We start from the raw sequence: 23,581 nt of genomic DNA on the forward strand, positions 1-23,581 counted from the left end.
AAATCGCCAGGTGGCGCCTACTCGACCGGGGGCAACTGGGCGGCGGCCTTCTTGACCTCGTCGCTGGTCGGGCCGGGCTGCGGGACGAACGCGGTGGCGCGGTAGTACTGCAGCTCGCGGATCGATTCCTTGATGTCGGCCAGGGCGCGATGGGACATGCCCTTCTCGGGCTGGCCGAAGTAGATCCGCGGGTACCAGCGGCGGCACAGCTCCTTGATGGAGCTGACGTCGATCATCCGGTAGTGCAGGTAGGAGTTGAGTTCGGGCATGTCGCGGGCGAGGAACCCGCGGTCGGTGCCGATCGAGTTTCCGGCCAGGGGAGCGGACCCGGCTACGGGCACCCACTCGCGGATGTAGTCGAGGACCTGCTTCTCGGCTTCGGCGACCGTGACCGTCGACTTCCGGATCTCCTCGGTCAGGCCGGAGGAGGCGTGCATGTCGCGCACGACGGGGACCATGGCGTCGAGCGCGGCGTCGTCGGCGTGGATGACGATGTCGATGCCGTCGCCGAGCACGTTGAGCTCTGAATCGGTCACGAGGGCGGCGATCTCCACCAGCCGGTCGTTCGAGAGGTCGAGGCCGGTCATCTCGCAGTCGATCCAGACGATGCGGTCGTTCTTGGACTCCTGGTGGGGCGTCGGGGAGGACGTCGGGGCAGGGGTCTCGGCGGAGGTCGGCTCGGGCATCACTCGACTATATCGCCGCAGGTTCGCCGGGCCCGCCGGCGGTGGATCAGGCTCCGCCCTGCTGGCCCTCTCCGAGCTTGGCGTAGAACCTGCCGACGATCGGGGCCATGAGCCCGCGGGGGGTGTAGTTGCCGGCGACGGACATGGCCTGGCTGAGGGGGCCGGGGACGATGCGCATCTTGTTGCGGGCGAGCGCGTCGAGCGAGACCCGGGCGGTGTACTCGGTGTCCACCCACAGGCGATCGGGGACCAGTCGGTCGACGAAGGTCTTGTCCTCCTCGGCGATCTCCTCGGTCCGCACGGGGCCGGGGGCGAGGAGCGTGACGTTGACGCCGGTGCCCTTGAGTTCGCCGCGCAGGGACTCGGAGAACGTGTTGAGGAACGCCTTGGTGGCGGCGTAGGTGGCGTTGTTGGGGATCGGCATGTTGCCGGCGGCCGAGCCGACGTTGAGGATCGCGCCCGCGCGCCGCTGGACCATGCCGGGCAGCACGGCCAGGACGAGGTCGTGGCACGCCACGGCGTTGACCTGTACCTGCTGCTTCTCGTACGCGGGATCCAGGTCGGCGACCGGGCCGAAGGTCGCGATGCCCGCGTTGTTGCAGAGGATGGAGATCTCCCGTCCGGCCAGCTCGTCGAGGAGCGGCTGGCGTTCGGCGGGGTTGCCCAGGTCGCAGGGGCTGACCTCGACGCTCACGCCGTACTCGGCCTCGAGCCGGGTCTTGAGGTTGCGCAGGATGCCCTCGCTGCGGGCCACCACGATCAGCGAGTGCCCACGCCGGGCCAGCTCGGTGGCCAGCGCCATGCCGATCCCGGAGGAGGCGCCGGTGACGACCGCTCGGTTCGACGTGGTGGGCGTGGGCAGTGACATGGTGCTCCTCGGGGCTGCGGGCGGGCGGGCCGAGGCTGAGCGTACCGGCCGGGCCGCCGCGCCCGATCGACGACGTGGACCTCACTGTCGGGGCGGGCGGATAGCGTGACGGATGTGAACCAGTCGAAGAGCACCGGGTCGCCGGTACCTGTTGAGAACCCGTCCCGGCTGCCGGGGGACGTCCCGGCGCGCACCCCGCGCGGGCAGGTTCTGGCGTGGGGGATGTGGGACTGGGGGTCGGCGGCGTTCAACGCGGTGATCGTGACATTCGTCTTCTCTGTCTATCTCACCGACTCCGTGGGCGCGGGCCTCGACGGGCCGCTGTCTCCCGCGACGTGGCTCTCGGTCTCGATCGCGGTGGCGGGTCTGGTCATCGCGCTCACGGCGCCGGTGATGGGCCAGCGGGCCGACCGGGGCGGCCGCCGCCGGCGGTCCCTGGCGATCTGGACGTACGCGACGGTGCTGCTCACGGCGCTGATGTTCTTCGTCGACGCCGATGCGCCCTACCCGTGGTTCTTCGTCGGACTGGTCCTGCTGGCGGTGGGGTCCATCACGTTCGAGTTCGGTGAGGTCGCGTACTTCTCGATGCTGCGCCAGGTCTCGACGCCGTCGACGGTCGGCCGGGTGTCGGGCTTCGGTTGGGCGATGGGCTACTTCGGCGGGATCTTCCTGTTGCTCGGCGCCTTCCTCGGGTTCATCGCGGGTGACGGCCCGGAGCGGGGGCTGCTGGGCATCACCACCGACGGCGGCATGAACGTGCGGCTGGTGTGTCTGCTCGCGGCCGTGTGGTTCGCGCTCTTCGCTCTGCCGGTGCTGCGGAAGGTGCCCGAACACCGCCCGTCCGGCGGGGCGGCCGGGGGAGGGCGCGCGGGAGAGGTCGACGACGACGAGCCCGGCTTCGTCGAGTCGTACCGCATCCTCTGGGCCGATCTGAAACATCTGTGGAGGCGGGACCCCCGCACCGTGAAGTTTCTGATCGCGAGCGCGATCTTCCGGGACGGGCTCGCGGGGGTGTTCACGTTCGGGGCGATCCTGGCCGTGACGGTGTACGGGTTGGCGCCGGGGGACGTCCTCGTCTTCGGGGTGGCCGCCAACGTGGTGGCGGCGCTGGGGGCGGCGGCCGCGGGCCTAGTCGACGACAGGGTCGGCCCCAAGACGGTGATCATCGGCTCGCTGGTGGCGATGATCGCGACCATGACCGTGCTGCTGTTCGTCGAGGGCCCCGCGATGTTCTGGGTCTTCGGTCTGCTCATGTGCCTGTTCGTGGGGCCGGCGCAGTCGGCGTCGCGGTCGTTCCTGGCCAGGCTCGCCCCGGCCGGGAGTGACGGTCAGATGTTCGGCCTCTACGCCACCACGGGGCGTGCGGTCTCGTTCCTCGCCCCCGCACTGTTCGGGCTCTTCACCTGGGCGTTCGCCACCGACCGCGCGGGCATCGCGGGTATCGGCCTGGTGCTCGCGGCGGGACTGCTCCTGTTGCTGCCGGTGCGGACGCCGACCCGCGCCGAGACCTCGGGCGGCTGGTCCGCGTAGGGCTCGCGGACTTCCCCTGGCCTCCCGGCGCGCGCGGGGAGGGCTGGCGGTTCGGGGGGCTGTCGCGGTCCGCGGGCGGCTGATCGGCGGATCGCCCACCGCGGGTCCTCAGCGCAGGGGTCTGGGCGCTGCGGACGGCCCGGGTGTGCTCGGAGCCAGCGCGAGTGCCGTTACTTACGCTGCCTCGCGGGCTCGCGCTGGCGGGGTGGTCCAATTCGCCAGCGCAGGTGCCGGGTCAGCGAGCATCCGGGCAGCGTAAGTCATAGACGCAGCGCATCTGAGGGGTGGGTGTGCTGGCGCGATGAACGCCGGCGCGGTGGCGGCTGGCGCGGCGAACGCCGGCGCGCGGGACGGGCTGAATGCGGGCGGGCGCTGGGCGGGCGGCTGGTCCGCGTAGGGCTCGCGGCCTGCCCCTGGCCTCCCGGCGACCCGCAGTTCGGGGGCGGCCGCGGCCGGGGAGTGCGCGGAGCCAGCGCGAGTGCCGTTACTTACGCTGCCTCGCGGGCTCGCGCTGGCGGGGTGGTCCATTTCGCCAGCGCAGGGGCCGGGTCAACGAGCATTCGGGCAGCGTAGGTCACAGAGGCAGCGCATCTGGGGGGTGGGTGTGCTGGCGCGATGGACGCCGGAGCGATGGCGGCTGGCGCGGAGAACGCCGGCGCGCGGGACGGGCTGGAGGCGGGCGAGCGCTGGGCGGGCGGCTGGTCCGCGTAGAGCTCGCGGCCTGCCCCTGGCCTCGCGGCGACCCGCGGTTCGGGGGGCGGCCGCGGCCGGGGTGTGCGCGGAGCCAGCGCGAGTGCCGTTACTTACTCTGCCTCGCGGGCTCGCGCTGTCGGGGTTGTCCATTTAGCCAGCGCTGGGGCCGGGTCAACGAGCATTCGGGCAGCGTAGGTCACAGAGGCAGCGCATCTGGGGGGTGGGTGTGCTGGCGCGATGGACGCCGGAGCGATGGCGGCTGGCGCGATGAACGCCGGCGCGCGGGACGGGCTGGATGCTGGCGAGCGCTGGGCGGGCGGCTGGTCCGCGTAGAGCTCGCGGCCTGCCCCTGGCCTCGCGGCGACCCGCGGTTCGGGGGGCGGCCGCGGCCGGGGTGTGCGCGGAGCCAGCGCGAGTGCCGTTACTTACGCTGCCTCGCGGGCTCGCGCTGGCGGAGTGGTCCATTTCGCCAGCGCAGGTGCCGGGTCAACGAGCATCCGGGCAGCGTAGGTCACAGAGGCAGCGCATCTGGGGGGTGGGTGTGCTGGCGCGATGGACGCCGGAGCGATGGCGGCTGGCGCGGCGAACGCCGACGCGCGGGACGGGTCGGATACGGGCGGACACGGGACGGGCTGGGTCCGGGCGGACACGGGGCTGGGTCCCGGCCCGGGCGATGCGGCCGGACGCGGGCGCGGGCCCCGGGCGAATGGCTGCTCGACGGATCAGAGACGGCCGGACTCGAGGAGCTCCAGCACCGCCGCTGCGTCGTCGACGATCTCGGCGAACCCGGCGTCCCGCAGCTCCGAGTCGCCGATCCCGCCCGTGCGCACGGCCACCGAGCGGATGCCCAGCTTGGTCGCCGCGATCGCGTCCCACGTTGCGTCGCCGACCATCACCGCATCGGCGGCCTCGACGCCCGAGCGCTCCAGGGCGATCGCCACGATCGTCGGATCCGGTTTGGCCTGGTCGACATCCTCACCGGTGGTCACGGCGTCCACGACCTCGTCTATGTCGAGCAACTCGCGGGCCCGGGAGAACTCGGACGGCGGCGCCGACGTGGCCAGCACCGTGATCCACCCGCGCTCCTTGGCGCCGCGCACGAGTTCGCGGGCCCCGGGGAGGATCCGGAGCGACCCCGCCTGTTCCGCGTAGTACTCACCGTGCAGGTCCTTCGCCCGGCCCGCGATGCGGTCGCGGTCCTCGTCGTCGTCGACCCCCGCGATATCGAGCAATTCGTCCACGATCGTGGAACCGTCCTTACCGATTCGGCGGTGGACGTGCACGAACGGCACCGGCGCGCCGGCCTCTGCCAGTGCGCGGACCCACGTCCACACGTGGACGTAGGTGGAGTCGACCAGGGTGCCGTCGACGTCGAGCAGGAGCGCGCGCTGAGAGGTCATGCCCCCGACGGTGCCGTGCACCGCCCGGCGTGGCAACCGTTCACCACCCCGACCGGCGATCCCTGCCGGCACCCCGTCCGGCGATCCCGACCGGTGGCGCCGAGGGCCGGACGCGCGCACGATTAATCGGCATGACGCGCTTCGGATACACCCTCATGACCGAACAGTCCGGCCCCAAGGAACTCGTGCGCTACGCGGCCAAGGCCGAACGGGCCGGGTTCGACTTCGAGGTGGCCTCCGACCACTACTTCCCGTGGCTGAGCTCGCAGGGACACGCGCCGTACGTGTGGAGCGTGCTCGGCGCGGTCGCCCACGTCACCGAACGGGTCGACCTGTGCACCTACGTCACCTGCCCGATCCTGCGCTACCACCCGGCGGTCGTCGCGCAGAAGGCCGCCACCGTGCAGATCATGTCCGACGGGCGGTTCATGCTCGGTATCGGCGCCGGTGAGAACCTCAACGAGCACGTGGTGGGGCAGCGCTGGCCCTCCGTCGACGAACGTCACGAGATGACCGTCGAAGCGCTGGAGATCATCCGCGAACTGTTCGACGGCGGACTGGTCACCTACTCCGGCGAGCACTTCCGCGTGGACTCCGCCCGCCTGTGGGACCTGCCGGACACGCGGGTCCCGATCGGCGTGGCCGCGGGCGGGGAGAAGGCGCTCGCGCATCTCGGGCCCCTGGGCGACCATCTCATCGCCACCGAACCCGAGAGCGCCTACATCGAGAAGTGGAACGCGCTCGAGGGGCAGACCCGGATCGGGGACGGAGCGCGCGCGATCGCCCAGATCCCCATCAGCTGGGACCCCGAGTCCGAGAAGGCGGCCGTCGAGCGCGCCCACGACCAGTTCCGGTGGTTCGCCGGCGGCTGGGCCATGAACTCCGACCTGCCCACCACCGCCGGGTTCGCCGCCGCGACGCAGTTCGTGCGGCCCGAAGACGTGGGGGAGCAGCTCGCCTGCGGGCCCGACCTCGACGCGATCGTGGAGAAGGTCCGCCCCTACTGGGAGGCCGGGTACACCGACGTGGCGCTCATCCAGATCGGCGACTCGACCCTCGACAGGTTCCTCGAGGAGGCCGCCGAGCCGCTGCTCGCCCGGCTGCGCGAGGCGGCTGGCTGAGGCGCTCGCGAGGCGGCTGGCTGAGGCGCTCGCGAGGCGGCTGGCTGAGGCGCTCGCGAGGCGGCTGGCTGAGGCGCTCGCGAGGCGGCTGGCTGAGGCGCTCGCGAGGCGGCTGGCTGAGGCGCTCGCGAGGCGGCTGGCTGAGGCGCTCGCGAGGCGGCTGGCTGAGGCGCTCGCGAGGCGGCTGGCTGAGGCGCTCGCGAGGCGGCTGGCTGAGGCGCTCGCGAGGCGGCTGGCTGAGGCGCTCGCGAGGCGGCTGGCTGAGGCGCTCGCGAGGCGGCTGGCTGAGGCGCTCGCGAGGCGGCTGGCTGAGGCGCTCGCGAGGCGGCTGGCTGAGGCGCTCGCGAGGCGGCTGGCTGAGGCGCTCGCGAGGCGGCTGGCTGAGGCGCTCGCGAGGCGGCTGGCTGAGGCGCTCGCGAGGCGGCTGGCTGAGGCGCTCGCGAGGCGGCTGGCTGAGGCGCTCGCGAGGCGGCTGGCTGAGGCGCTCGCGAGGCGGCTGGCTGAGGCGCTCGCGAGGCGGCTGGCTGAGGCGCTCGCGAGGCGGCTGGCTGAGGCGCTCGCGAGGCGGCTGGCTGAGGCGCTCGCGAGGCGGCTGGCTGAGGCGCTCGCGAGGCGGCTGGCTGAGGCGCTCGCGAGGCGGCTGGCTGAGGCGCTCGCGAGGCGGCTGGCTGAGGCGCTCGCGAGGCGGCTGGCTGAGGTCGTCCGCGCCGGAGTCGGTGCGCGTCAACAGGGTTGACATGGGATAGCTCAGCCTTACTTAGGTATGCCTATGCTAACGTTCCGATCCGTTCGGGCGGGGACCACCGGGGTCCGCCGCCGATCCGGATGGAGAACGCATGTCAACGCACACCACACCCCGACGACGCGCCGTCAGGTCCGCGCTCGCCGCCGGCGTCGTCGCCGCCCTCGCCCTCACCGGCTGCTCGACCCGCGCCGAGGCCGGATCGGAGACGAACGCGGGCGGGGACATCCTGTCGATCGTCGACCAGCGCGGCGAGACCATCACCCTCGACGGGCCGGCCGAGAAGGTCGCCTTCGCCGTCATGCCCGCCCCGTCGATCTTCGCCGCGGTCGACCGGAGCTACGACCGGATCGTCGGCATCAACTCCTCCACCCTCAAGGCCAACCAGGGCGGCATGTTCGCCACGATGTTCCCGGCGTCGGCCGAGTCACCGACCATCGCCGGCAACGACTTCATCCCCAACGTGGAGACGCTCCTCGAACTCGACCCGGACGTCGTGATCCAGTGGGGCGACAGCGGCGCCGAGGTGATCGACCCCATCGAGAACGCCGGGTTCCCGGTCGTCGGGCTCGAGTACGGCACCCAGGAGGATCTCGAGACCTGGATCACGCTGTTCGCCCAGGTCGCCGGGAAGCCCGAGCGGGGCGAGGAACTCGTCGCCTGGCAGCAGAACGAGATCGAGGAGATGCGCGCGAAGGTCGCCGCCCGCTCCGAGGAGCGGCCCCGGGCCATGATGCTCTCCCGCACCGGGGACGGCTACGGCACCACCACCGGCACCGGCTACGACGGCTTCCAGTTCGACCTCGTCGGCGCCGAGCTCGTGAGCCAGGACTTCGTCTCCGACTCCGGCCAGGTCAGCCCCGAGCAGATCCTCACCTGGGACCCCGAGGTGATCTTCCTGTCCGGCTTCGACGAGATGACCCCCGAGGACGTCTACGCGGATCCGCGCCTGGCCTCGGTCACCGCCGTCGCCGAGAAGCGCGTCTACAAGACCCCGCTCGGCGGGTACCGCTGGCAGGTGCCGAGCGCGGAGTCGCCGCTGATGTGGGCCTGGATGCACCACGTGCTCTACCCGGGCCAGGACACCGCCGAGTTCCGCGAGGACATCCGCGCCGGATTCGACGACCTCTTCGCCTACCAGATCTCCGAGGACGAGATCGACCGCGTCCTGCGCACCGACCTCAACGCGGGCTCGGCCGACTATGACCAGTTCGCTCGCTGACCCGGTCGCGCCGGGCACCGCGGAGCGACCCCGCTCCGCCGACGCGCCCCGTCGGCGGCGCCCGCTGGTGGCGCTCGGGCTGTTCGCGCTCCTGCTCGTCGTGGTGTCCGTCGCGGCCCTGGCCGTCGGTCGCTACACGGTGCCGCCCAACGAGGTCGTGCGCATCCTGCTCGGGCAGGTCCTGCCGCTGAGGGAGACGTGGTTCGCGCAGGAGTACACGGTCGTCATGGACGTCCGGCTCCCGCGCGTCCTGCTGGCGATCATCGTCGGCGCCGGCCTGGCTCTCACCGGCGCGGTCACCCAGGCGGTCTTCCGCAACCCGCTGGCCAGCGCCGACATCCTCGGGGTGTCGTCCGGCGCGTCGTTCGGCGGCGTGCTGGTCCTGCTCACCGGCATCGGCGGCGCCACCCTCGTGGGCGGGGCCTTCCTCGGCGGGGTGCTGGCCCTGGTGATCGTGCTCGGCATCGCCCGCGCGGTCCCCGGCGGCTCCCTGCTCATGATCATCCTCGGCGGCACCGTCGTGGGCGCCCTGTTCAACGCGATGGTCTCCTTCGTCACCTACACCGCCGACCCGTACAGCGAGCTGCCCTCGATCGTGTTCTGGCTCATGGGGTCGCTCGCCTCGGCGAACTACTCCAAGGTGCTCATCGCCCTGGTGCCCATCGCTCTGTCCGGCGCGGTCGTGCTCGCCCTGCGGTGGCGGCTCAACATCCTGTCCATGGGTGACGAGGACGCCGCCTCCCTGGGGATCGATCCCCGCCGGATGCGGCTGGTCCTGCTCACTTGCGTCGCCCTCATGACCGCCGGGGCCGTCGCCGTGGCCGGCGTCATCGGCTGGGTGGGGCTGGTGGTGCCGCACCTCGTCCGCATGGTCGTGGGCACCGACAACCGGGTGGTCCTGCCGGCGAGCTGCCTGCTCGGCGCCGGGTATCTCGTGCTCATCGACACCCTGTCCCGGACCGTGAGCACCGCCGAGCTCCCGCTCGGGATCCTCACCGCGGTGATCGGCGCCCCGTTCTTCGTGGTGCTGTTGCTGCGCAACCGCTCGGCCATCTGGGGGGCCCATGCTTGACGTCCACGCGATCTCGTTCCGCTACGGGCGCTCCCGGCCCTGGATCTTCCGCGACGTGACCCTGTCGGTGGAGCCGGGTGAGGTCCTGGCGATCCTCGGCCCCAACGCCCGCGGCAAGACCACCCTGCTCAAGTGCCTGGCGCAGGTCCACGAGCCCGTCGCGGGCACGGTGACCGCCCGGGGCGGCGTCGGCTACGTCCCCCAGACCCACCAGTCGGTGTTCTCCTTCGACGTGCTCGACGTGGTGCTCATGGGCCGGGCCCGCAGGGTCAAGCTGTACTCCAGTCCGACGGCCGGGGACCGCGAGGCCTCGATGGCAGCGCTCGAGCGCGTCGGCGTGGGCCACCTCGCGCACCGCGACTTCGGCGCCCTCTCCGGAGGCGAGCGGCAGATGGTACTCATCGCCCGGGCCCTGGTGTCCGGCTGCGAGACCCTGGTGCTCGACGAACCCGCCTCCGCGCTGGACCTGGCCAACCAGGCCCGCATCCTGGCGGTGCTGCGATCGCTGGCCGACGAGGGCATGGCCGTGGTGATGACCACCCACCACCCCGACCACGCGCTGCACATCGCCGAACGATCGATGCTCATGGTCGACGGGGAGACCCGTCACCTCGGCGACACGCGCGAGCTGCTCAGCGGCGAGCTCCTCACCGAGATGTACGGGGTGCAGATCGTCACCGCCGACGTCGCCACGCCGAGCGCGGTGCGCCGGCTCACCGTCCCCGACTTCGGGAGGGGAGTGGCATGACCGTTCTCAAGGCCGTGATGGCACCGCGCCCCTCGAACCGGGGAGAGGAGTACGACGACGACAACGGCGGCGGCCTCAGGGAGGTGGACGTCTACGACCTGTTCGACTCCTGCACCCCCGAGGTGACGGGCGTGTACCTGTCCGGGGACGTGGACCAGGAATTCCTCGCCGAACACCGCGGGGAGTTCGACGACCTCGTCCGAGCCGGGCTGCGCGTGGTGGTCAACGGCCACGTGCAGCGCCCGTTCCTCACCGGGCTGTCGCGATGGCGCCGAGCCGAGTACCGCGGGCCCGCCGATCTCGCGCTCACCCGCGTGACCGAGCACCCCGTGTGGGCCGGCGTCGATCCGGCCGGCCTGCTCTACAACACCCCACCCGGACGCTGGTCCGCGCAGGAGCGGGAGCAGGTGGGTGTGGCCGGGTTCTACGGGCGCGGTTACTACCTCGACCTGCCCCACGGTGCCACCGTCGTGCACACCCTGGGCCGGATCGCCGGCCCGATCGACCTGGTCTTCCCGCTGGGCTCCGGTGAGGTCCTGGTCCACGCGGGCAACGACCTCATGTCGTTCGCGTCCGAGGACCGGGGCACCGGGGCGCTCCGTGACAATCTCCTCGACTGGTTGGAGGGCAAGTGACCCCGCGACCCCCGCGCATGGCGATGCTGCACTGCGGCAGCCACGCCCAGCTGGCGACCCTGGCGGACCCGGCGCTGGAGCCCTACGGCATCCGGCCGGTCCACGCCCGTACCGGCTCGCCCACCGATCTCGATGATGCCGACGTGGTGGTGGTCGCCGACCGCATCCGGACCGACCTGCTCACCCCGTGGGCGCGAGCGATTCGTGCCCGCGCGGAGGCCGGGGCGACCGTGGTGATCCTGGGCGAGAACAGCGTCGACACCTGGTGGCCCGGCGTCCGAGAGCAGGTCAGGCCCACCATCTTCTGGTGGTGGCGGACCGGGGAGGACTCCCGGATCCGCCGGACGGCCACCGACCATCCCGCTGCCGCGTGGTTCGCCGACAAGGCGCTGGCCTGGCACTACCACGGGGTGCTCGACCCGCCCGAGGGCGCGGCGAGCCTGGTCGACCTGCACACCCCGGAGGGCGAGGTGGACGGCTCGCTGCTCTACATCGACGAGGCCTCGACGCCCGGGAGGGTGCTCGTCACCACGATGGACCCCGTCTATCACCACGGTTCCGGCTTCATGCCCGGCGCCACCCAACTGCTCTACTCGGCCCTGCGATGGGCCTCGGAAGGACACCGATGACCGGCACTCTGCGCGTCCACGAGGCGGGCGTCGCTCTCGACTTCACCATCGAGGACGCCAACCGTTACCACGGCCCCGGATTCCCCGGCGGGGTGGCGCACGGCTTCTGCGCGCTCCAACACGCCGTCGCGCTGCTCGGGCGGGACGGCGCGGAGCCCGTCGAACGCCGGGAGGTCACCGTCCGGACGGCCTTCCCCGGCCCCGGCGGGCGCGACGCCGTGGAGCTGGTGCTCCGGGCGGTCACCGACGACCGGTACGAGGTCGACTCCGCACTCGCGCTGCCCGAGCGCGGTCCGGTCCTGGCCCGCTACGTCTGGGAGTTCACCTACCGCGGCAGGGTCGTCCTGCTCCGCCTGCGTGACGAGGGCCTGGTCACCGAGGAGTTCATCTCGCTCGGCGCCAAGCCCGACCGCACCCCGGAGGAGGACGCACACCTGGAGGTGCTCAAGGCCGAGATGGCGCAGCGGCTGCTCGCACGTCCCGTGGGGCAGGTCTACGAACAGGTCGGCGCGGAGCGGCCGTGAGCAGGGCCGCCGGGAGGGCGTCGAGGGGGGCCGACGCCTCACCGGTGTCGGCTGCTGGGCCAGTCAGGCCTCGACGATACGACTCGACGACTACCCGGTCTGACCCTTCCCGGGCACCGCGACCATTTGGGTCCGTCGCTCGCCAGCAGGCTCGGTCGCGTAGGTCACGCGGACCAGCGGGTCCGACCCCCACGTGGCCGCGATGATGACGTACTCGGCGTGAGCGCTGTCCCAGACGGTGGGCAGCTCGTTGCTCGGACGCCAGACCAGCCTGCCGGGATCGAACTCGACGTCGTACGCCGTGCCCTGACCGCTATTGGCGACCACGTACCCGTCACCCCGGTTGTGCCTAATGGTGAACTCCGGCAGTCGGGGCATATTGAGCAGTGGCATGGGAGGGTCACTCTGCGACAGTCTGTTGGCCTCTCGCATCGTCTCAAGCTGGTCACGCTGGATCTCGGTCTGCGTCCGCATCACCGCAACCTGCTCGCCCGCGGAGTCAGCCGATCTCACCGCCGCGTTCGCCGACTTCCGCGCCGCCCACCAGCTCAGCCCGCTCATGCCGAACGCCAGACCCGCCACCAGCAGCTCCCAATCCATGCGTCGAGGCTACGACGAGCCTCCGACACGCAGAATCGTGCCGTGCTGCTAGCCGGCCATCCACCGCGCGGTTATAACGACAAGAAACTGCGGAATTCACCCCGACGAACTTATGCCTCTTAACCGCGTCCTACGGAGGCGCCCTGCCCCGTGCCCGGCAATTCCTCGACGGGGCGATGTCCGTCGTCGTCGTCGTCCTTGAGCGACGGGTGAGCTACCTCGAGGGCCGGCTCGGCGCGGCCGAGTAGCCAAATGCCAACGGTCTCGGTCGCGGGGGATTCGCGGTCGTCTCCCCGCGAATTCTTAACGGCGAGTGCCGTCAGAGCGGGAAAGTGCCTCTGATCAGAACGACACCAGCGCCCCCGAGAGGATTCGAACCCTTCGTGAACCGTTCCGGTTTACCTGCCGTGACCTGCCCGGATAGTTGATTGTGCTGGTCAGAGACGTTATCGCCTCTTGCGCATACGATAGCATGAGTGAACACAAGATCGGATAGGTCTTGCATGCGAGTTGCACGAGAGAGGCCGCGATGGGAAACAAGCGGGGCGCCAGACGGGGATTCGGAGCGATCCGCAAACTACCGTCAGGCCGGTACCAGGCTCACTACGTAGGGCCGGACGGTGCAAAGCATCTCGCCCCGGCCACGTTCCACGCCCACGACGACGCCGCCGCATGGTGCGCCCACGAGCGCCGCCTGATCGACCTCGACGTGTGGACTCCTCCGGCCGACAGGCTCAAGGCGCAAGAAGAGGTCCCGGCGGTAGTTCTCGCTGACTACGCCCGAACCTGGCTCGAGGAACGCAACCTGAAACCGTCGACCCGCACGGCGTACCGATCCAAGCTCGAGACACGCATCCTGCCCGAACTGGGAGACCTCGACCTGACCGCGATCACCCCGGCCGTTGTCCGCAAGTGGCACGCCGCCCTCGTGGCTACCCCGTCCGCGCCGAACGGTGGCCGGGACCGGAGTGGGGCCACCCGCAACGCGCACTGTTACGCGCTACTGCGGACCATCCTGGGAACCGCCGTCGACGATGGGCTCATCGAGGCCAATCCGTGCCGCATCCGCGGGGCGTCCCAGACCAAGCGTGTCCACGAGATTGAAGTGTTGCCCGCAGGAGAGCTGGACCGCCTCGCTGCCGCTATGCCCGACGAGATTCGTCTTGTGGTGCTGCTGGCCGCGTGGTGCGGTCTACGGCGTGGGGAAGTGCTCGCACTACGCCGCCGGGACGTGGCACCGGACGGCACCGAGGTTTACGTGCGCCGCGGTGTCACGTTCATACGATCCAAGCCGGTGTTCTCGACCCCGAAGACCGACGCCGGGGTGCGTGACGTGACGGTGCCGCCGCACATCGTGCCCGCCGTGCTGGACCATCTCGAGCGGCACGTCGGCAGGGGCCGTGACTCGCTGTTGTTCACTGGCAAGGCTGACGGGGTACTCGACGAGTGGACCCTGCGCCGCACGTTCAAGGCCGCTGCCGAGTCCATCGAACGGCCGGGGCTAAGGTTCCACGACCTACGGCACCAGGGCGCCGTGCTCGCTGCCCGCGCCGGTGCCACAACCAAGGAACTCATGTCGAGGTTGGGCCACACCACGCCGGCCATGAGCATGCGTTACCAGCACGCTGCGGCCGGCCGTGATGCCGAGATCGCGGCCCGAATGTCTCAGATGATGGGGGAGTAGTAGCGCACGGTTGCGCACTTAATCACATGGGTGTAACTTCAGTGGCACGGGTAGTAATGCCCGCGCATAACGTCGAACGCTAGTCGAGGGAGAATCGCCGGCCACCAGGCCGAGCCGCACGGCACGCGATGAAGGTCTCGACGAACGGCCAGACAGCCCCGTAAGACACGGGAACCCCGCATGGGACGCCGAGCACAGACACCGAACTAGGTGGCTGCCGCTTGGCGTTTTGCCGTTTCACGGGAGTTTCTGTGTCTCAGTCACCAGAACGCCGGTACGTGTCGATCAACGACGCTGCCGAGTACGTCGACGCCCACCACCAGACCATCCGCCGATGGATCGCCGAGGGTCGGATCACCGGGTACCGCCTGGGGCCGCGCATGATCCGCGTCGACCTCGACGAGCTCGACGCCATGATGCGCCCCCTCGCCGCTGTGAAGCGGGGTGCGTGAGCGTGAGCGCAAAAGAGAACGCCCCCGCTGTGAACGAGGGCGCCCCAAACCATCCGACTGCTGACGATTCTACCCCGCGCCACGACAGTGTGCTCACCGCCGCAGCCGGGTACGCCGTCCTCGTCGAAACCGGTGAGGGCCGATACCGGCGCCGCCTGTTCCTGACCCTCGCATCGGCTGAACGGGCCGTCACACGAGCCCGCGAGCGGGGCAAGTACGCGTACCTTGTCCTGGTCACTCTCACCCCGCAGGCGGTGATCCAGTGACCATGCTCGAGCACGCCCTCGCCTACGCCGCCCAGGGGCTCGAGGTGTTCCCCCTCGTCCCTCGCACGAAGCGGCCGGCAACTGCCCACGGCAAAGACGACGCGACCACCGACCCGGCCACGATCCGCGCATGGTGGACCGCAACCCCCGACGCGAACATCGCCGCCCGACCCCCGGCCGGTGTCGTGGTCCTCGACGTCGACCCCCGGCACGGTGGCACGCTCGACGCGCTGGGAGACCTCCCGCCCACCTATCGGACCAAGACCGGCGGGGGCGGCTGGCATGTGTGGGCATGGTTACCCGAGGGGATCGAGGACCGGGTCCGCGGAAAACTCGACGGCGCCGAGGGGATCGACGTCAAGACCTCGAGCGGGTACCTCGTCATGCCGCCGAGTGTTCACCCTGACGGGGGCCGGTACGTCCTCGAGGATGACACCGAACCGGCAGACCTACCCGCCCACCTACTCGACCGGGTCGTGCGCCGCCCGGTGGTCCGCGAGAGGCCCGCAGTAGCCCCCAGGATCAACGGTGACGAGCGCGGGGGCCGATACTGGGCTGCCGCCCTCGCCGCCGAACTGGACGCCGTAGCGGGCGCCCCAGAAGGGTCGCGTAACGACACCCTCAACCGGGCCGCCTACAACCTGGGAACCCTCGTCGTCGCAGCCGGTGCCGACGCCAACGACGTCGCCGACCAGCTCGCCGCCGCAGCGCGGGGAATCGGACTGGACGACCACGAGGCAGCGGCCACGATCCGATCCGGTCTGACCGCCGGCATGGACCAGCCCCGCGACATACCGGACCCGTCCGGTTCGTCCGGTTCGACCGGTCTGTCCGGTTCGTCCGGTAGGGGTACCGCCCCCGATATGTCCGGTTCGACCGGTTCGACCGGTTCGTCCGGTTCGATAGAGGGGGTCACTGTCGACCGGACGGAACCGATTCTCGACGAGGTCCGCGACTGGCTCGCCCGATACGTTCGCACGACCTCACCCGGTGACCTCGACATCCTCGCGTTGTGGGCCGTGCACACGCACTTCATGGGGCAGCTCTACACAACCCCGCGGCTGTTGCTCGACTCGCCAATGCCCGAGGCCGGCAAGACCACCGTCGTCGAACACTTCGCCCGGTTGTGTTTCTCCCCCTCGCAGGCTTCCGCCCTGTCGTCGGCGGCACTACTGGCCCGCATGGTTCGCAGCGAACCCCGGACCCTGCTGATCGACGAGGCCGACCGCAACCTCGACCCGAAACGGGACGGCGTCGGTGACCTGCTCAGCGTCATCAACACCGGATACAAGCGGGGCGGAACCCGCCCGGTCCTCGTCCCGGTCAAGGACGGCTGGGAAGTGCAGGAAATGTCGACATACTCGCCGGTCCTCATGGCCGGCATATCACCGAACCTGCCCGACGACACCCGATCCCGGTGCATCCGCGTGGTCCTCATGCGCGACCACGACGACACCGTCGAGGAATCCGACTGGGAAGCAATCGAGGACGACGCCGACCAGCTCGCCGCACGCATCGCAGCGTGGGCCGAGGTCGTCGCCGACGAGGTCGCCGTCAACAGGCCACCACTACCCGAGGGGATCAAGGGCCGGGCCCGCGAACGCTGGTCACCGCTCAAGCGCATCGCCACCGTCGCCGGGGGCCGTTGGCCTGCCACCGTCGACGAGCTCGCCACAACCGAGGCCGAGGAACTCAAGACTGAACGGGAGGAAGGTCACGTGCAGAAGCGGCCGGCGCTGGCACTCATCGACCACATCGCCGAGGTGTGGAAACCGTGGGAATCGTTCGTGGGATCGGAGGACCTCGTCCGACGACTCATCATCGCTCACCCCGAAGTGTGGGGCGCTGAAAGCTCATACGGGCGGGCGCTGACCGTGCAACGCATGGGGCGGATGCTCTCGAGCGCGTACAAGGTGCACACCACGCGGCAGCCAACCGACGACCGCACCCGCGGATACACCGCCAGATCCCTCGACGCGGCAACGTCCGGTTTGGGTTTACCCCCCCTGGGTGAACCGGACGAACCGGTCGAAGCGGCCGAACCGGACGGGATGACGGCGTGAACCCACTGACCGAACTACTGGCCGGCCGGGACCGCTGGACCGGCGCCGCCTGCCTGGGCCGGTGGCAACTGTTCGACCCCCGCCGGGACGACGAGGCCGCCGAGGACTACAGCGTCCGCGTCACCCTCGCACAAGGAATCTGCGGAACCTGCCCGATCCTCACCAAGTGCCGCGACTACGCCGGCAACGCCCGCCCCAACCAACGCGCCGGAATCTGGGCCGGGGTCCCCTACGACCACCGCGGCCGACCGGTCCGCACCCACCAGAAGGGAACCGCCCAGTGAACGACTACAAGCTCAGGCTCATCGCCACGTACCGGGCACCGGTCCGCAACGGCGACACCTGGCCCACACACAAGGCCCGCGACCGACGCCGCCGCCGACGCAAGGGGAAGAAATGATGACCAGCCACATCACCCGCGTGAGGATCGCCCCCCGGTTCGCCGACCTCAACGTCGAACCCACCAGCAAGGGCGCCCGCCTGTCCATCGGCAACGTGCATGTCCACCTGTCACCGAGGGACGCCCGCCGACTCGCCGACGCCCTCGTCGACACCGTCGAGAAGGGAACCGAATGACCGACGAGCACGACATCAACGACCTACGCCGGCTCATCGCCGACCGGGCCGACCGCCGAACCCGACCACCGGCCACCGACCGCGTCGACCTCGCAACCGGCTGGGAACTCGCCCAGCACACCGAGGTCACCGTCACCGAACTCGACGCCCACGGCGTCACCACCACCACCGAAACCCTCGCCGTTAGCCCGCTGCTACTCGGCATCGAACCCCCAGAAGGGAACCACCATGAGTGAGACCACCGACCCCACCCTCGACGCCCCCGACACTGTCCTCGAGGACCAGGCCCCCGACGTCGACCAGCACGACGACGAGCCCGACAACCCCAACCACGAGGCCGCCAAGTACCGGCACCGCGCCAAGGAAGCCGAGGCGGCACGCGACCAAGCGACCGCCCGCGCCGACGAGCTCGCCGCCCACGTCACCGACCTACGGCGGGCACTCGTCGAAACCGAGGTCGCACGGTTCGGCATCAAGTCGGATGCGTTCTGGGCCGCGGAACCTGACCTCGACACCCTCGTCGACGACACCGGCCGGCTCGACCTCGACGCCGTCACCGAGGCGGTCCGCGCCACCCGCGACCGGTTCGGCATCAAACCGCAGGGATACAGGCGGGGCGGGCGAGCATCCGGCGCCACCGCAACCGGGGACACCGTCACCGCCTCATGGTCCGACGTGATCCGACCCGGCAGAGGGTAGAATCAACGGTGACGGCCCACCACCCGGCGGGCAGCGCGGGCCGTCACCGCAGCCCCAGGAGGGCAACCAAGGGACCGGCAGGACCGGACCAGGGACACCCATTCACGCACTCCTGAGAGGCAAGCCTCATGGCTCTTTACACCACCACTTCCGACGTCGGCGGCATCCTGCCCGAGCAGTACGGGCCGCTCATCGTCGAACCCGTCACCCGCGCCGCGCTCGCGTTCAACCCCACCGTCGCCGCCACCGTCCGCACCGCCGGAACCAACTTCCACGTCCCGGTCGTCACCGAGGACGCCGGCGCCGCATGGGTCGCCGAGGGCGCCGAGATCACCCCGGACGATCCGACCATCGACGAGATCATCGTCACCCCGGCCAAGGTCGCCGGCCTGACCATCCTGTCGCGAGAGCTGGCCGAGGACTCGAGCCCCGCCGCCGCCCAGATCGTTGGCGAGGGACTGGCCCGCAGCATGGCCCGACAGGTCGACGCCGCGTTCTTCGGTGACCTCGCCAGCCCCGCCCCGGCCGGACTCGGCAGCCTGACCGCAACCGCAACCGCGACCGGCGAACTCTCGAGCGTGGACGTGTTCGCCGATGCTCTCGCCGAGGCCGAGGCCGCAGGCGCAACCGTCACCGCGTTCGTCATGCATCCCGACGACGCGCTCGCACTCGCCAAGGTGAAGGTCGGGACCGGCTCGGCGCAGCCGCTGCTGGGCACCGACGCCACCGCCGGCACCTCGAGGCAGGTCCTGGGCATCCCCGTCCACGTGTCCTCGAGCCTGACCGCGGGAACCGCCTGGGCCGTCGACTCAAGCCGCGTCCTCACCGTCCTGCGCGACGACGTCCGCCTCGAGACCGATTCGAGCCGCTACTTCGACTCCGACCGGGTCGCCGTCCGCGCCACCATGCGCGTCGGATTCGCGTTCCCCTCGCAGGGCGCCCTCGTGAAGATGACGCTCACCACCCCGGCCGAGTAACCACGGCCACGACGCCCCCGGCCACAACGGTCGGGGGCGTCACCAGCCGCACAGGGGGTGGGGGGTGACCCCTCGACGCCACACGGAAGCCCCCACGGCATTGCTTCCAATACCCCCGTCCCCCCGAAACACGGTCTTGCTGATCGTTTCCGCTGGTGGGGCGCTGCTTGTAGTTCGCCGCTATTCGACGTGAGGATGTCCGATGGATCGCAAGTGTGACGAGTGTTCGGCGGGGTTTGTGGCCCGGTCGCCGCGGCAGCGGTTCTGTTCGGATCGGTGTCGGTATCGGTCGAAGGACCGCCGGCGGATGCTCGCGTGTTCGGTGTGTGGCGAGCCGATGCACAGGGGACCGACGGTTCGCAGGGACGGACGGCACCGACACAACCGGTGCGCAGAGGCCGTCCCGGGCGCAGTCGCTGAAGGTACTTAGCCCCTCCACGCCTCCAAGAGTGCAGAGTGAAAATCTGACACTTGGTCGGCCTTGGCTGTGCCTGACGGTTGCTGCGGGATACGAATCGAATCGACGCCAGTCTCAACGATCATTGTCCCGGTGACCTGGTGTCCACTGCCCCACTGGTCCAGTCTGGTCTGAGCAACGTCGAACTGGATGTCGCCTACCGCCGATAGTCGCACCATCGTGACTGAAATGTCGGGGGTGACATCATCTTGCGTGTCGTTGGCCCACCCCTCAACCGCCGCGGACGCCTCGACGAGTCCGACGACATCACCCTCAAGCCAGTAGAGCCGCCAGTTGGTCGACCCATCCTTAGTCTCCGCTTCTGCGAGCACAGCATCGGGGGACTCGTGCAAGAACGTGAGGAGTGTCGCGCTTACCTTATACGGCGCTTGACCGACTCGAGGGGCAAAGAGTTTCGCAGGGACATCTCGATTCGCATCTGTGCTTTTGTTCATGCCGTCAAGTTACTGTTTTTACGGTGGCAGGTGAGTGTTTCGCCGGAGACGATGCAACGCTGACGAGGTGGTTCACCGCTACGGCCAAATGAATCCCCTACGGGGATCGGTCGCTAGTTGCCCCTTCCCCAGAGTTTGCCCGGTCACCATGTCGGCATAGACCATCTGCCCACGACGAGTAGCCCGCCCCGTACGGGTGCGAGCTTTGTCGTGACCCCCTGGCATGTCCGGCCGGACACCATGCAGGGAGCGCCCACGCCGGTTCGTGGGTGTGCACACCGGAGACAGTTGGTTAGGGGCGGAACTGTCCAGAGAACGCCCTAGATCGCATGCTGAGCGATCACCGCGCCAGTCGTGGACCTGAGGGCCACGACTGGACGGAGACGGCTCAGTGAGCGTTCTGGGCCGTCTTGACGGCGTCGATGATTGCCAGGGCGAACCGTTCGGCCTCGTCGGGAGTGAGGTCGCACTCTGGATCGAATACGCGAACCACGGTGGGGCCGGCCTCGAGGCCGTCGAGGGAGAGGCGGTCCTCAGCGAAGATGCCGACCTCCCACGAGACGCCCTTGGGTGCGAAGTACCGGGACCAGGTGACGATTTCCGCGCCGGTGGCGGTTTCGGTCATGGGTTCCTCGGGCTGGTCGTCGAGGCACCAGTGGGGACGCTGGCCGGGGGTGCGTGTCACGGTGCTCATCGCAGTGACTCCCAGTGAGCCTTGAGCGCCACGGCGTAGGCGGCGCGGGCCGCGGTGAGCGCGTCGGCAATCTCGACGGCTTGGTCGGGGCTCATGTCGAGCTCGCCGTGAACCGAGAGGATCGGCGGGGATGCCTCGCCGTTGTCGACCAGGCTGACGACCTCGACGGTGATCTTCTGCCGGTCGTTGCCCGGTCCGCCGGCGATGATGCGCCGGAAGTGAGTGATGTCGTCGCCTGTGAGCGGTGGCGGTGTGGGATGCTGGCTGTTGGCCATGACGGTTACCTCGTCTTGGTCGCTGGCCCCGAGCGTTCCCGCGCTACGGGGCCATTTCTATTGACCAACACAAGGCAACTTGTACGCCAGTTGCACGACCTGCGAATCGCACGGCATAAATGCCGCTTGACCTGCGTAAACCTTGTGCCCCCGAGAGGATTCGAACCCCTGACCAGCCGGGTAGAAACCGGATGCTCTATCCACTGAGCTACGGAGGCAGACGACGCGCGTCGGGCGTCGCCGGGAGAATGGTAACCGATCCCGGGGGGTGGGCCGGACAGTGGCGAATCGGCCCGGGGGCGCCCGGGTTCCTACGATGGTGGTCATGACGTCGTCGAAGACCGTTCCCGCCTCGGGCGGGCGGCTCGGAACCCGCAGCATCGTCCTCCTGGTCCTGCTCCTGGCGGTGGTGGCGGCCGGTGTGGTCATCCCGCTGTCCGCCCTCTCGCGGGACGTGGCCCTGGAGCTGGTGGGCGTTCCGGACCCGGGTGTGCTCACCACGGCCGGGCTGCCGGCGCTGCGGTCTATCGCAGAGCTCCTCGCGTCGGTGGCGGTGGGTGCCGCGTTGTTCGCGGCGTTCTTCACTCCGCCGCAGAAGGACAGGACGCTCGATGTGGACGGCTACCGCATGCAGCAGGTCTCGTCCTGGGCCAACATCGCGTGGGCGGTCGCGGCGGCGCTGCTCATCCCGCTCACCCTCTCCGACGTCTCCGGGCGCACGTTCTGGCAGTCGCTGCCGCCGGACCAGTGGCTGGTGGCCGTCACCCAGATCGACGTGGCGTCCTCGTGGCGCTGGGCCGCGATCATCGCGCTGGTCGCCGGCATCGGCCAGCGGCTCACGCTGAGCTGGCGATGGTCGGTCATCTGGCTCGGCGTCAGCGCGCTGTCGTTGCTGCCGGTGGCGGCGACGGGCCACGCGTCGGGCAGCACCGCGCACGACATCGCCACCAACTCGCTGATCATCCACCTGTTCGGCGCCGCGTTCTACATCGGCGGCCTCATCGCGGTGATCGCCCACACGTGGGTCGGCGGCACCCGGGTCGCCCTGGCGTTGCGTCGGTACTCGGTGGTGGCGACGGTGGCGATCGTGGCGCTGGGCATCTCCGGCGTCATCAACGCGCTGGTCCGCCTGCACCCGGCCGACATGCTCACCTCCACGTACGGACTGCTGGTGGTGTGCAAGGCCCTGGTGCTCTGCCTGTTGGCCCTGTTCGGGCTGGCGATGCGGCGTCGCGTCATCGCGAGGATCGAGTCGGCGGGCGCCAACGCCCCCGTCGACCGCACGACGATGCTGCGGATCATCGTCACCGAGGCCGTGGTCATGGCCGGCACGATCGGCCTGTCCGTCTCGCTGGGCCGCACCCCGCCGCCGGCGCCGCTGTACGTGCCCACCCGCCAGGAGGCCCTGCTTGGCTTCGAACTGCCCGGCCCGTTCGGCTTCGCCACCGTGTTCGGCACGTGGCGGTTCGACCTGGTCCTGGGCCTGGCCTCGGTGATCCTGCTCGGCCTGTACCTGTGGGGCCTGATCCACCTGCGTCGCCGGGGAGACTCGTGGCCGCCGAGCCGCACGGCGTTCTGGGTGGCGGGATGCGTGACCCTCTTCCTCACGACCAGTTCGGGCATGGGGATGTTCATGATGGCCGACTTCGCCAGCCACATGGTGGGCCACATGCTCATCTCGATGCTGGTCCCGGTGTTGCTCGCCCTGGGCGGCCCCTTCACGCTCGCGCTGCGGGCGCTGCCGACGGCCGGCCGCGGCAACCCGCCGGGCCCCCGCGAGTGGCTGGTGGAGTTCATCAACAGCCCCATCTCGCGGTTCCTCACCCACCCGATCGTGGCGTCGGTCCAGTTCGTGGCAGGTTTCTACCTCGTCTACTTCGGCGGGTTCTACGAGACGCTGGCCTCCGAGCATCTGGGCCACATGTTCATGAACGTCCACTTCCTCATCAGCGGCTACCTGTTCTACTGGGTGATCATCGGCGTCGACGCGGCCCCGCGGCACTTCTCGCCCATGTACAAGCTGATGGTGCTGCTGAGCTCCCTGCCGTTCCACGCGTTCTTCGGCATCCTGCTCATGAACTACCCGACGGTGCTGGCGGAGCGGTGGTACTCGGGCATCGGGCTGCCGTGGATCCCGGACCTGCTGCAGAGCCAGCGGGTCGGCGGCGGCGTCGCCTGGGCGATGGGGGAGATCCCGCTGGTGATCGTCATGCTGGCCCTGGCCTGGCAGTGGTACCAGAGCGACATGCGCGAGGCGCGGCGCGGGGAGCGACAGGCCGATCGCGACGACGACGCCGAGCTCAGGGCCTACAACGAGATGCTCTCGGAGATGGCCCGCGCCGACCGCCGGCGCTGAGAACCGAACTCCCCGTCGTCGTCGACCCCCACCGGTCACCGTTGTCCACAGGCCGTTCCCCCTCCACAGGGGGACCACCGCGGGCGGTGGGATCGGGGGGCGACGACGACGAGGTGGGGCACCCTCGGGTCACGAGGCCGACGCACGGTCGGCCGAA

The 23,581-nt window shown here is 70.0% G+C and carries 26 protein-coding genes and 1 tRNA gene; 19 read left to right on the forward strand and 8 right to left on the reverse strand.

Annotated elements, in window-relative coordinates:
• Window positions 1-17: 17 nt before the first annotated feature.
• Window positions 18-686, reverse strand: a complete 669-nt coding sequence (orn, locus tag RWK90_RS11930) for an oligoribonuclease (protein WP_314037847.1) — start codon at window positions 684-686, stop codon at window positions 18-20.
• Between the two features lie 46 nt (window positions 687-732).
• Window positions 733-1,554, reverse strand: a complete 822-nt coding sequence (gene cmrA / locus RWK90_RS11935) for a mycolate reductase (RefSeq protein WP_314037848.1) — start codon at window positions 1,552-1,554, stop codon at window positions 733-735.
• Window positions 1,555-1,776: 222 nt separating this feature from the next.
• On the opposite strand from cmrA, the gene RWK90_RS11940 reads away from it, so the two are divergent.
• On the forward strand, window positions 1,777-3,084 hold the full coding sequence (locus RWK90_RS11940) for an MFS transporter (RefSeq protein WP_314037995.1): 1,308 nt from the start codon (window positions 1,777-1,779) through the stop codon (window positions 3,082-3,084).
• Between the two features lie 1,415 nt (window positions 3,085-4,499).
• Here the strand turns inward: RWK90_RS11940 and RWK90_RS11945 are convergent.
• Window positions 4,500-5,177, reverse strand: coding sequence for an HAD family hydrolase (locus RWK90_RS11945; RefSeq protein ID WP_314037849.1), 678 nt, complete (start codon window positions 5,175-5,177; stop codon window positions 4,500-4,502).
• A 131-nt stretch (window positions 5,178-5,308) separates the two neighbouring features.
• On the opposite strand from RWK90_RS11945, the gene RWK90_RS11950 reads away from it, so the two are divergent.
• From RWK90_RS11950 to RWK90_RS11980, 8 genes are all read left to right on the forward strand, one after another.
• On the forward strand, window positions 5,309-6,298 hold the full coding sequence (locus RWK90_RS11950) for a TIGR03557 family F420-dependent LLM class oxidoreductase (protein ID WP_314037850.1): 990 nt from the start codon (window positions 5,309-5,311) through the stop codon (window positions 6,296-6,298).
• 16 nt (window positions 6,299-6,314) lie between these two features.
• Window positions 6,315-7,034 (forward strand): DUF445 family protein, encoded by a 720-nt coding sequence (locus RWK90_RS17385; RefSeq protein WP_396230335.1) that lies wholly within the window; start codon window positions 6,315-6,317, stop codon window positions 7,032-7,034.
• Between the two features lie 100 nt (window positions 7,035-7,134).
• The gene (locus tag RWK90_RS11955; RefSeq protein WP_314037851.1) at window positions 7,135-8,262 is read left to right on the forward strand and encodes an ABC transporter substrate-binding protein; all 1,128 of its coding nucleotides are present in this window, start codon (window positions 7,135-7,137) and stop codon (window positions 8,260-8,262) included.
• Window positions 8,243-9,334, forward strand: coding sequence for an iron ABC transporter permease (locus RWK90_RS11960; RefSeq protein ID WP_314037852.1), 1,092 nt, complete (start codon window positions 8,243-8,245; stop codon window positions 9,332-9,334). Before RWK90_RS11955 ends, RWK90_RS11960 begins: the two co-directional genes overlap by 20 nt.
• Entirely contained in the window at window positions 9,327-10,082 is a 756-nt protein-coding gene (locus RWK90_RS11965) for an ABC transporter ATP-binding protein (RefSeq protein ID WP_314037853.1), read from the forward strand. Before RWK90_RS11960 ends, RWK90_RS11965 begins: the two co-directional genes overlap by 8 nt.
• Window positions 10,079-10,717 carry a hypothetical protein gene (locus RWK90_RS11970; protein ID WP_314037854.1) on the forward strand — a complete coding sequence of 213 codons (639 nt, stop codon included), beginning with the start codon at window positions 10,079-10,081 and terminating at the stop codon, window positions 10,715-10,717. The genes RWK90_RS11965 and RWK90_RS11970 overlap by 4 nt, the downstream gene beginning before the upstream one ends.
• Window positions 10,714-11,346: a hypothetical protein gene (locus RWK90_RS11975; RefSeq protein WP_314037855.1), complete on the forward strand. Its 633-nt coding sequence runs from the start codon at window positions 10,714-10,716 to the stop codon at window positions 11,344-11,346. The genes RWK90_RS11970 and RWK90_RS11975 overlap by 4 nt, the downstream gene beginning before the upstream one ends.
• Window positions 11,343-11,870, forward strand: a complete 528-nt coding sequence (locus RWK90_RS11980; RefSeq protein ID WP_314037856.1) for a hypothetical protein — start codon at window positions 11,343-11,345, stop codon at window positions 11,868-11,870. Before RWK90_RS11975 ends, RWK90_RS11980 begins: the two co-directional genes overlap by 4 nt.
• Window positions 11,871-11,960: 90 nt before the next feature.
• On the opposite strand, the gene RWK90_RS11985 is transcribed toward RWK90_RS11980, so the two are convergent.
• Entirely contained in the window at window positions 11,961-12,470 is a 510-nt protein-coding gene (locus RWK90_RS11985; RefSeq protein ID WP_314037857.1) for a hypothetical protein, read from the reverse strand.
• A 529-nt stretch (window positions 12,471-12,999) separates the two neighbouring features.
• Between RWK90_RS11985 and RWK90_RS11990 the strand changes: the two genes are divergently transcribed.
• From RWK90_RS11990 to RWK90_RS12030, 9 genes are all read left to right on the forward strand, one after another.
• Entirely contained in the window at window positions 13,000-14,154 is a 1,155-nt protein-coding gene (locus RWK90_RS11990) for a site-specific integrase (RefSeq protein ID WP_314037858.1), read from the forward strand.
• 251 nt (window positions 14,155-14,405) lie between these two features.
• Window positions 14,406-14,606, forward strand: coding sequence for a helix-turn-helix domain-containing protein (locus RWK90_RS11995; RefSeq protein WP_206474650.1), 201 nt, complete (start codon window positions 14,406-14,408; stop codon window positions 14,604-14,606).
• Window positions 14,607-14,608: 2 nt separating this feature from the next.
• Window positions 14,609-14,872 (forward strand): hypothetical protein, encoded by a 264-nt coding sequence (locus tag RWK90_RS12000; RefSeq protein WP_314037859.1) that lies wholly within the window; start codon window positions 14,609-14,611, stop codon window positions 14,870-14,872.
• A gap of 2 nt (window positions 14,873-14,874) precedes the next feature.
• On the forward strand, window positions 14,875-16,935 hold the full coding sequence (locus RWK90_RS12005) for a bifunctional DNA primase/polymerase (protein ID WP_314037996.1): 2,061 nt from the start codon (window positions 14,875-14,877) through the stop codon (window positions 16,933-16,935).
• A complete protein-coding gene (locus RWK90_RS12010) occupies window positions 16,932-17,219 on the forward strand; it encodes a WhiB family transcriptional regulator (RefSeq protein ID WP_314037860.1) in 288 nt (95 codons plus the stop codon). Before RWK90_RS12005 ends, RWK90_RS12010 begins: the two co-directional genes overlap by 4 nt.
• 115 nt (window positions 17,220-17,334) lie before the next feature.
• On the forward strand, window positions 17,335-17,511 hold the full coding sequence (locus RWK90_RS12015) for a hypothetical protein (protein ID WP_314037861.1): 177 nt from the start codon (window positions 17,335-17,337) through the stop codon (window positions 17,509-17,511).
• On the forward strand, window positions 17,508-17,747 hold the full coding sequence (locus RWK90_RS12020; protein WP_314037862.1) for a hypothetical protein: 240 nt from the start codon (window positions 17,508-17,510) through the stop codon (window positions 17,745-17,747). The genes RWK90_RS12015 and RWK90_RS12020 overlap by 4 nt, the downstream gene beginning before the upstream one ends.
• Window positions 17,740-18,210 (forward strand): hypothetical protein, encoded by a 471-nt coding sequence (locus RWK90_RS12025; RefSeq protein ID WP_314037863.1) that lies wholly within the window; start codon window positions 17,740-17,742, stop codon window positions 18,208-18,210. The genes RWK90_RS12020 and RWK90_RS12025 overlap by 8 nt, the downstream gene beginning before the upstream one ends.
• Before the next feature lie 128 nt (window positions 18,211-18,338).
• Entirely contained in the window at window positions 18,339-19,187 is an 849-nt protein-coding gene (locus RWK90_RS12030; protein WP_314037864.1) for a phage major capsid protein, read from the forward strand.
• Between the two features lie 426 nt (window positions 19,188-19,613).
• Here the strand turns inward: RWK90_RS12030 and RWK90_RS12035 are convergent, their stop codons facing one another.
• The 4 genes from RWK90_RS12035 to RWK90_RS12050 all read right to left on the reverse strand — a co-directional run bounded on the left by RWK90_RS12035 (window position 19,614) and on the right by RWK90_RS12050 (window position 21,286).
• A complete protein-coding gene (locus tag RWK90_RS12035; RefSeq protein ID WP_314037865.1) occupies window positions 19,614-20,099 on the reverse strand; it encodes a hypothetical protein in 486 nt (161 codons plus the stop codon).
• Between the two features lie 388 nt (window positions 20,100-20,487).
• Window positions 20,488-20,793 (reverse strand): hypothetical protein, encoded by a 306-nt coding sequence (locus RWK90_RS12040; protein ID WP_314037866.1) that lies wholly within the window; start codon window positions 20,791-20,793, stop codon window positions 20,488-20,490.
• Window positions 20,790-21,068: a hypothetical protein gene (locus RWK90_RS12045; RefSeq protein ID WP_314037867.1), complete on the reverse strand. Its 279-nt coding sequence runs from the start codon at window positions 21,066-21,068 to the stop codon at window positions 20,790-20,792. Before RWK90_RS12045 ends, RWK90_RS12040 begins: the two co-directional genes overlap by 4 nt.
• A 145-nt stretch (window positions 21,069-21,213) precedes the next feature.
• Window positions 21,214-21,286 (reverse strand) — tRNA-Arg (locus RWK90_RS12050).
• 107 nt (window positions 21,287-21,393) lie between these two features.
• Here RWK90_RS12050 and RWK90_RS12055 point away from each other — a divergent pair.
• A complete protein-coding gene (locus tag RWK90_RS12055; RefSeq protein ID WP_314037868.1) occupies window positions 21,394-23,424 on the forward strand; it encodes a cytochrome c oxidase assembly protein in 2,031 nt (676 codons plus the stop codon).
• The last annotated feature ends 157 nt before the right edge of the window (window positions 23,425-23,581 follow it).

The sequence above is a fragment of the Dietzia sp. CH92 genome, from assembly GCF_032248695.1.
Classification (GTDB): domain Bacteria; phylum Actinomycetota; class Actinomycetes; order Mycobacteriales; family Mycobacteriaceae; genus Dietzia.

Bases quoted from the DNA above. Each gene is read 5' to 3' on its own strand.
- orn (WP_314037847.1), bottom strand. From the start codon at position 686: ATGCCCGAGCCGACCTCCGCCGAGACCCCTGCCCCGACGTCCTCCCCG.
- cmrA (WP_314037848.1), bottom strand. From the start codon at position 1,554: ATGTCACTGCCCACGCCCACCACGTCGAACCGAGCGGTCGTCACCGGC.
- RWK90_RS11940 (WP_314037995.1), top strand. From the start codon at position 1,777: ATGTGGGACTGGGGGTCGGCGGCGTTCAACGCGGTGATCGTGACATTC.
- RWK90_RS11945 (WP_314037849.1), bottom strand. From the start codon at position 5,177: ATGACCTCTCAGCGCGCGCTCCTGCTCGACGTCGACGGCACCCTGGTC.
- RWK90_RS11950 (WP_314037850.1), top strand. From the start codon at position 5,309: ATGACGCGCTTCGGATACACCCTCATGACCGAACAGTCCGGCCCCAAG.
- RWK90_RS11955 (WP_314037851.1), top strand. From the start codon at position 7,135: ATGTCAACGCACACCACACCCCGACGACGCGCCGTCAGGTCCGCGCTC.
- RWK90_RS11960 (WP_314037852.1), top strand. From the start codon at position 8,243: ATGACCAGTTCGCTCGCTGACCCGGTCGCGCCGGGCACCGCGGAGCGA.
- RWK90_RS11965 (WP_314037853.1), top strand. From the start codon at position 9,327: ATGCTTGACGTCCACGCGATCTCGTTCCGCTACGGGCGCTCCCGGCCC.
- RWK90_RS11970 (WP_314037854.1), top strand. From the start codon at position 10,079: ATGACCGTTCTCAAGGCCGTGATGGCACCGCGCCCCTCGAACCGGGGA.
- RWK90_RS11980 (WP_314037856.1), top strand. From the start codon at position 11,343: ATGACCGGCACTCTGCGCGTCCACGAGGCGGGCGTCGCTCTCGACTTC.
- RWK90_RS11985 (WP_314037857.1), bottom strand. From the start codon at position 12,470: ATGGATTGGGAGCTGCTGGTGGCGGGTCTGGCGTTCGGCATGAGCGGG.
- RWK90_RS11990 (WP_314037858.1), top strand. From the start codon at position 13,000: ATGGGAAACAAGCGGGGCGCCAGACGGGGATTCGGAGCGATCCGCAAA.
- RWK90_RS12005 (WP_314037996.1), top strand. From the start codon at position 14,875: ATGCTCGAGCACGCCCTCGCCTACGCCGCCCAGGGGCTCGAGGTGTTC.
- RWK90_RS12015 (WP_314037861.1), top strand. From the start codon at position 17,335: ATGACCAGCCACATCACCCGCGTGAGGATCGCCCCCCGGTTCGCCGAC.
- RWK90_RS12020 (WP_314037862.1), top strand. From the start codon at position 17,508: ATGACCGACGAGCACGACATCAACGACCTACGCCGGCTCATCGCCGAC.
- RWK90_RS12025 (WP_314037863.1), top strand. From the start codon at position 17,740: ATGAGTGAGACCACCGACCCCACCCTCGACGCCCCCGACACTGTCCTC.
- RWK90_RS12030 (WP_314037864.1), top strand. From the start codon at position 18,339: ATGGCTCTTTACACCACCACTTCCGACGTCGGCGGCATCCTGCCCGAG.
- RWK90_RS12035 (WP_314037865.1), bottom strand. From the start codon at position 20,099: ATGAACAAAAGCACAGATGCGAATCGAGATGTCCCTGCGAAACTCTTT.
- RWK90_RS12040 (WP_314037866.1), bottom strand. From the start codon at position 20,793: ATGAGCACCGTGACACGCACCCCCGGCCAGCGTCCCCACTGGTGCCTC.
- RWK90_RS12045 (WP_314037867.1), bottom strand. From the start codon at position 21,068: ATGGCCAACAGCCAGCATCCCACACCGCCACCGCTCACAGGCGACGAC.
- RWK90_RS12055 (WP_314037868.1), top strand. From the start codon at position 21,394: ATGACGTCGTCGAAGACCGTTCCCGCCTCGGGCGGGCGGCTCGGAACC.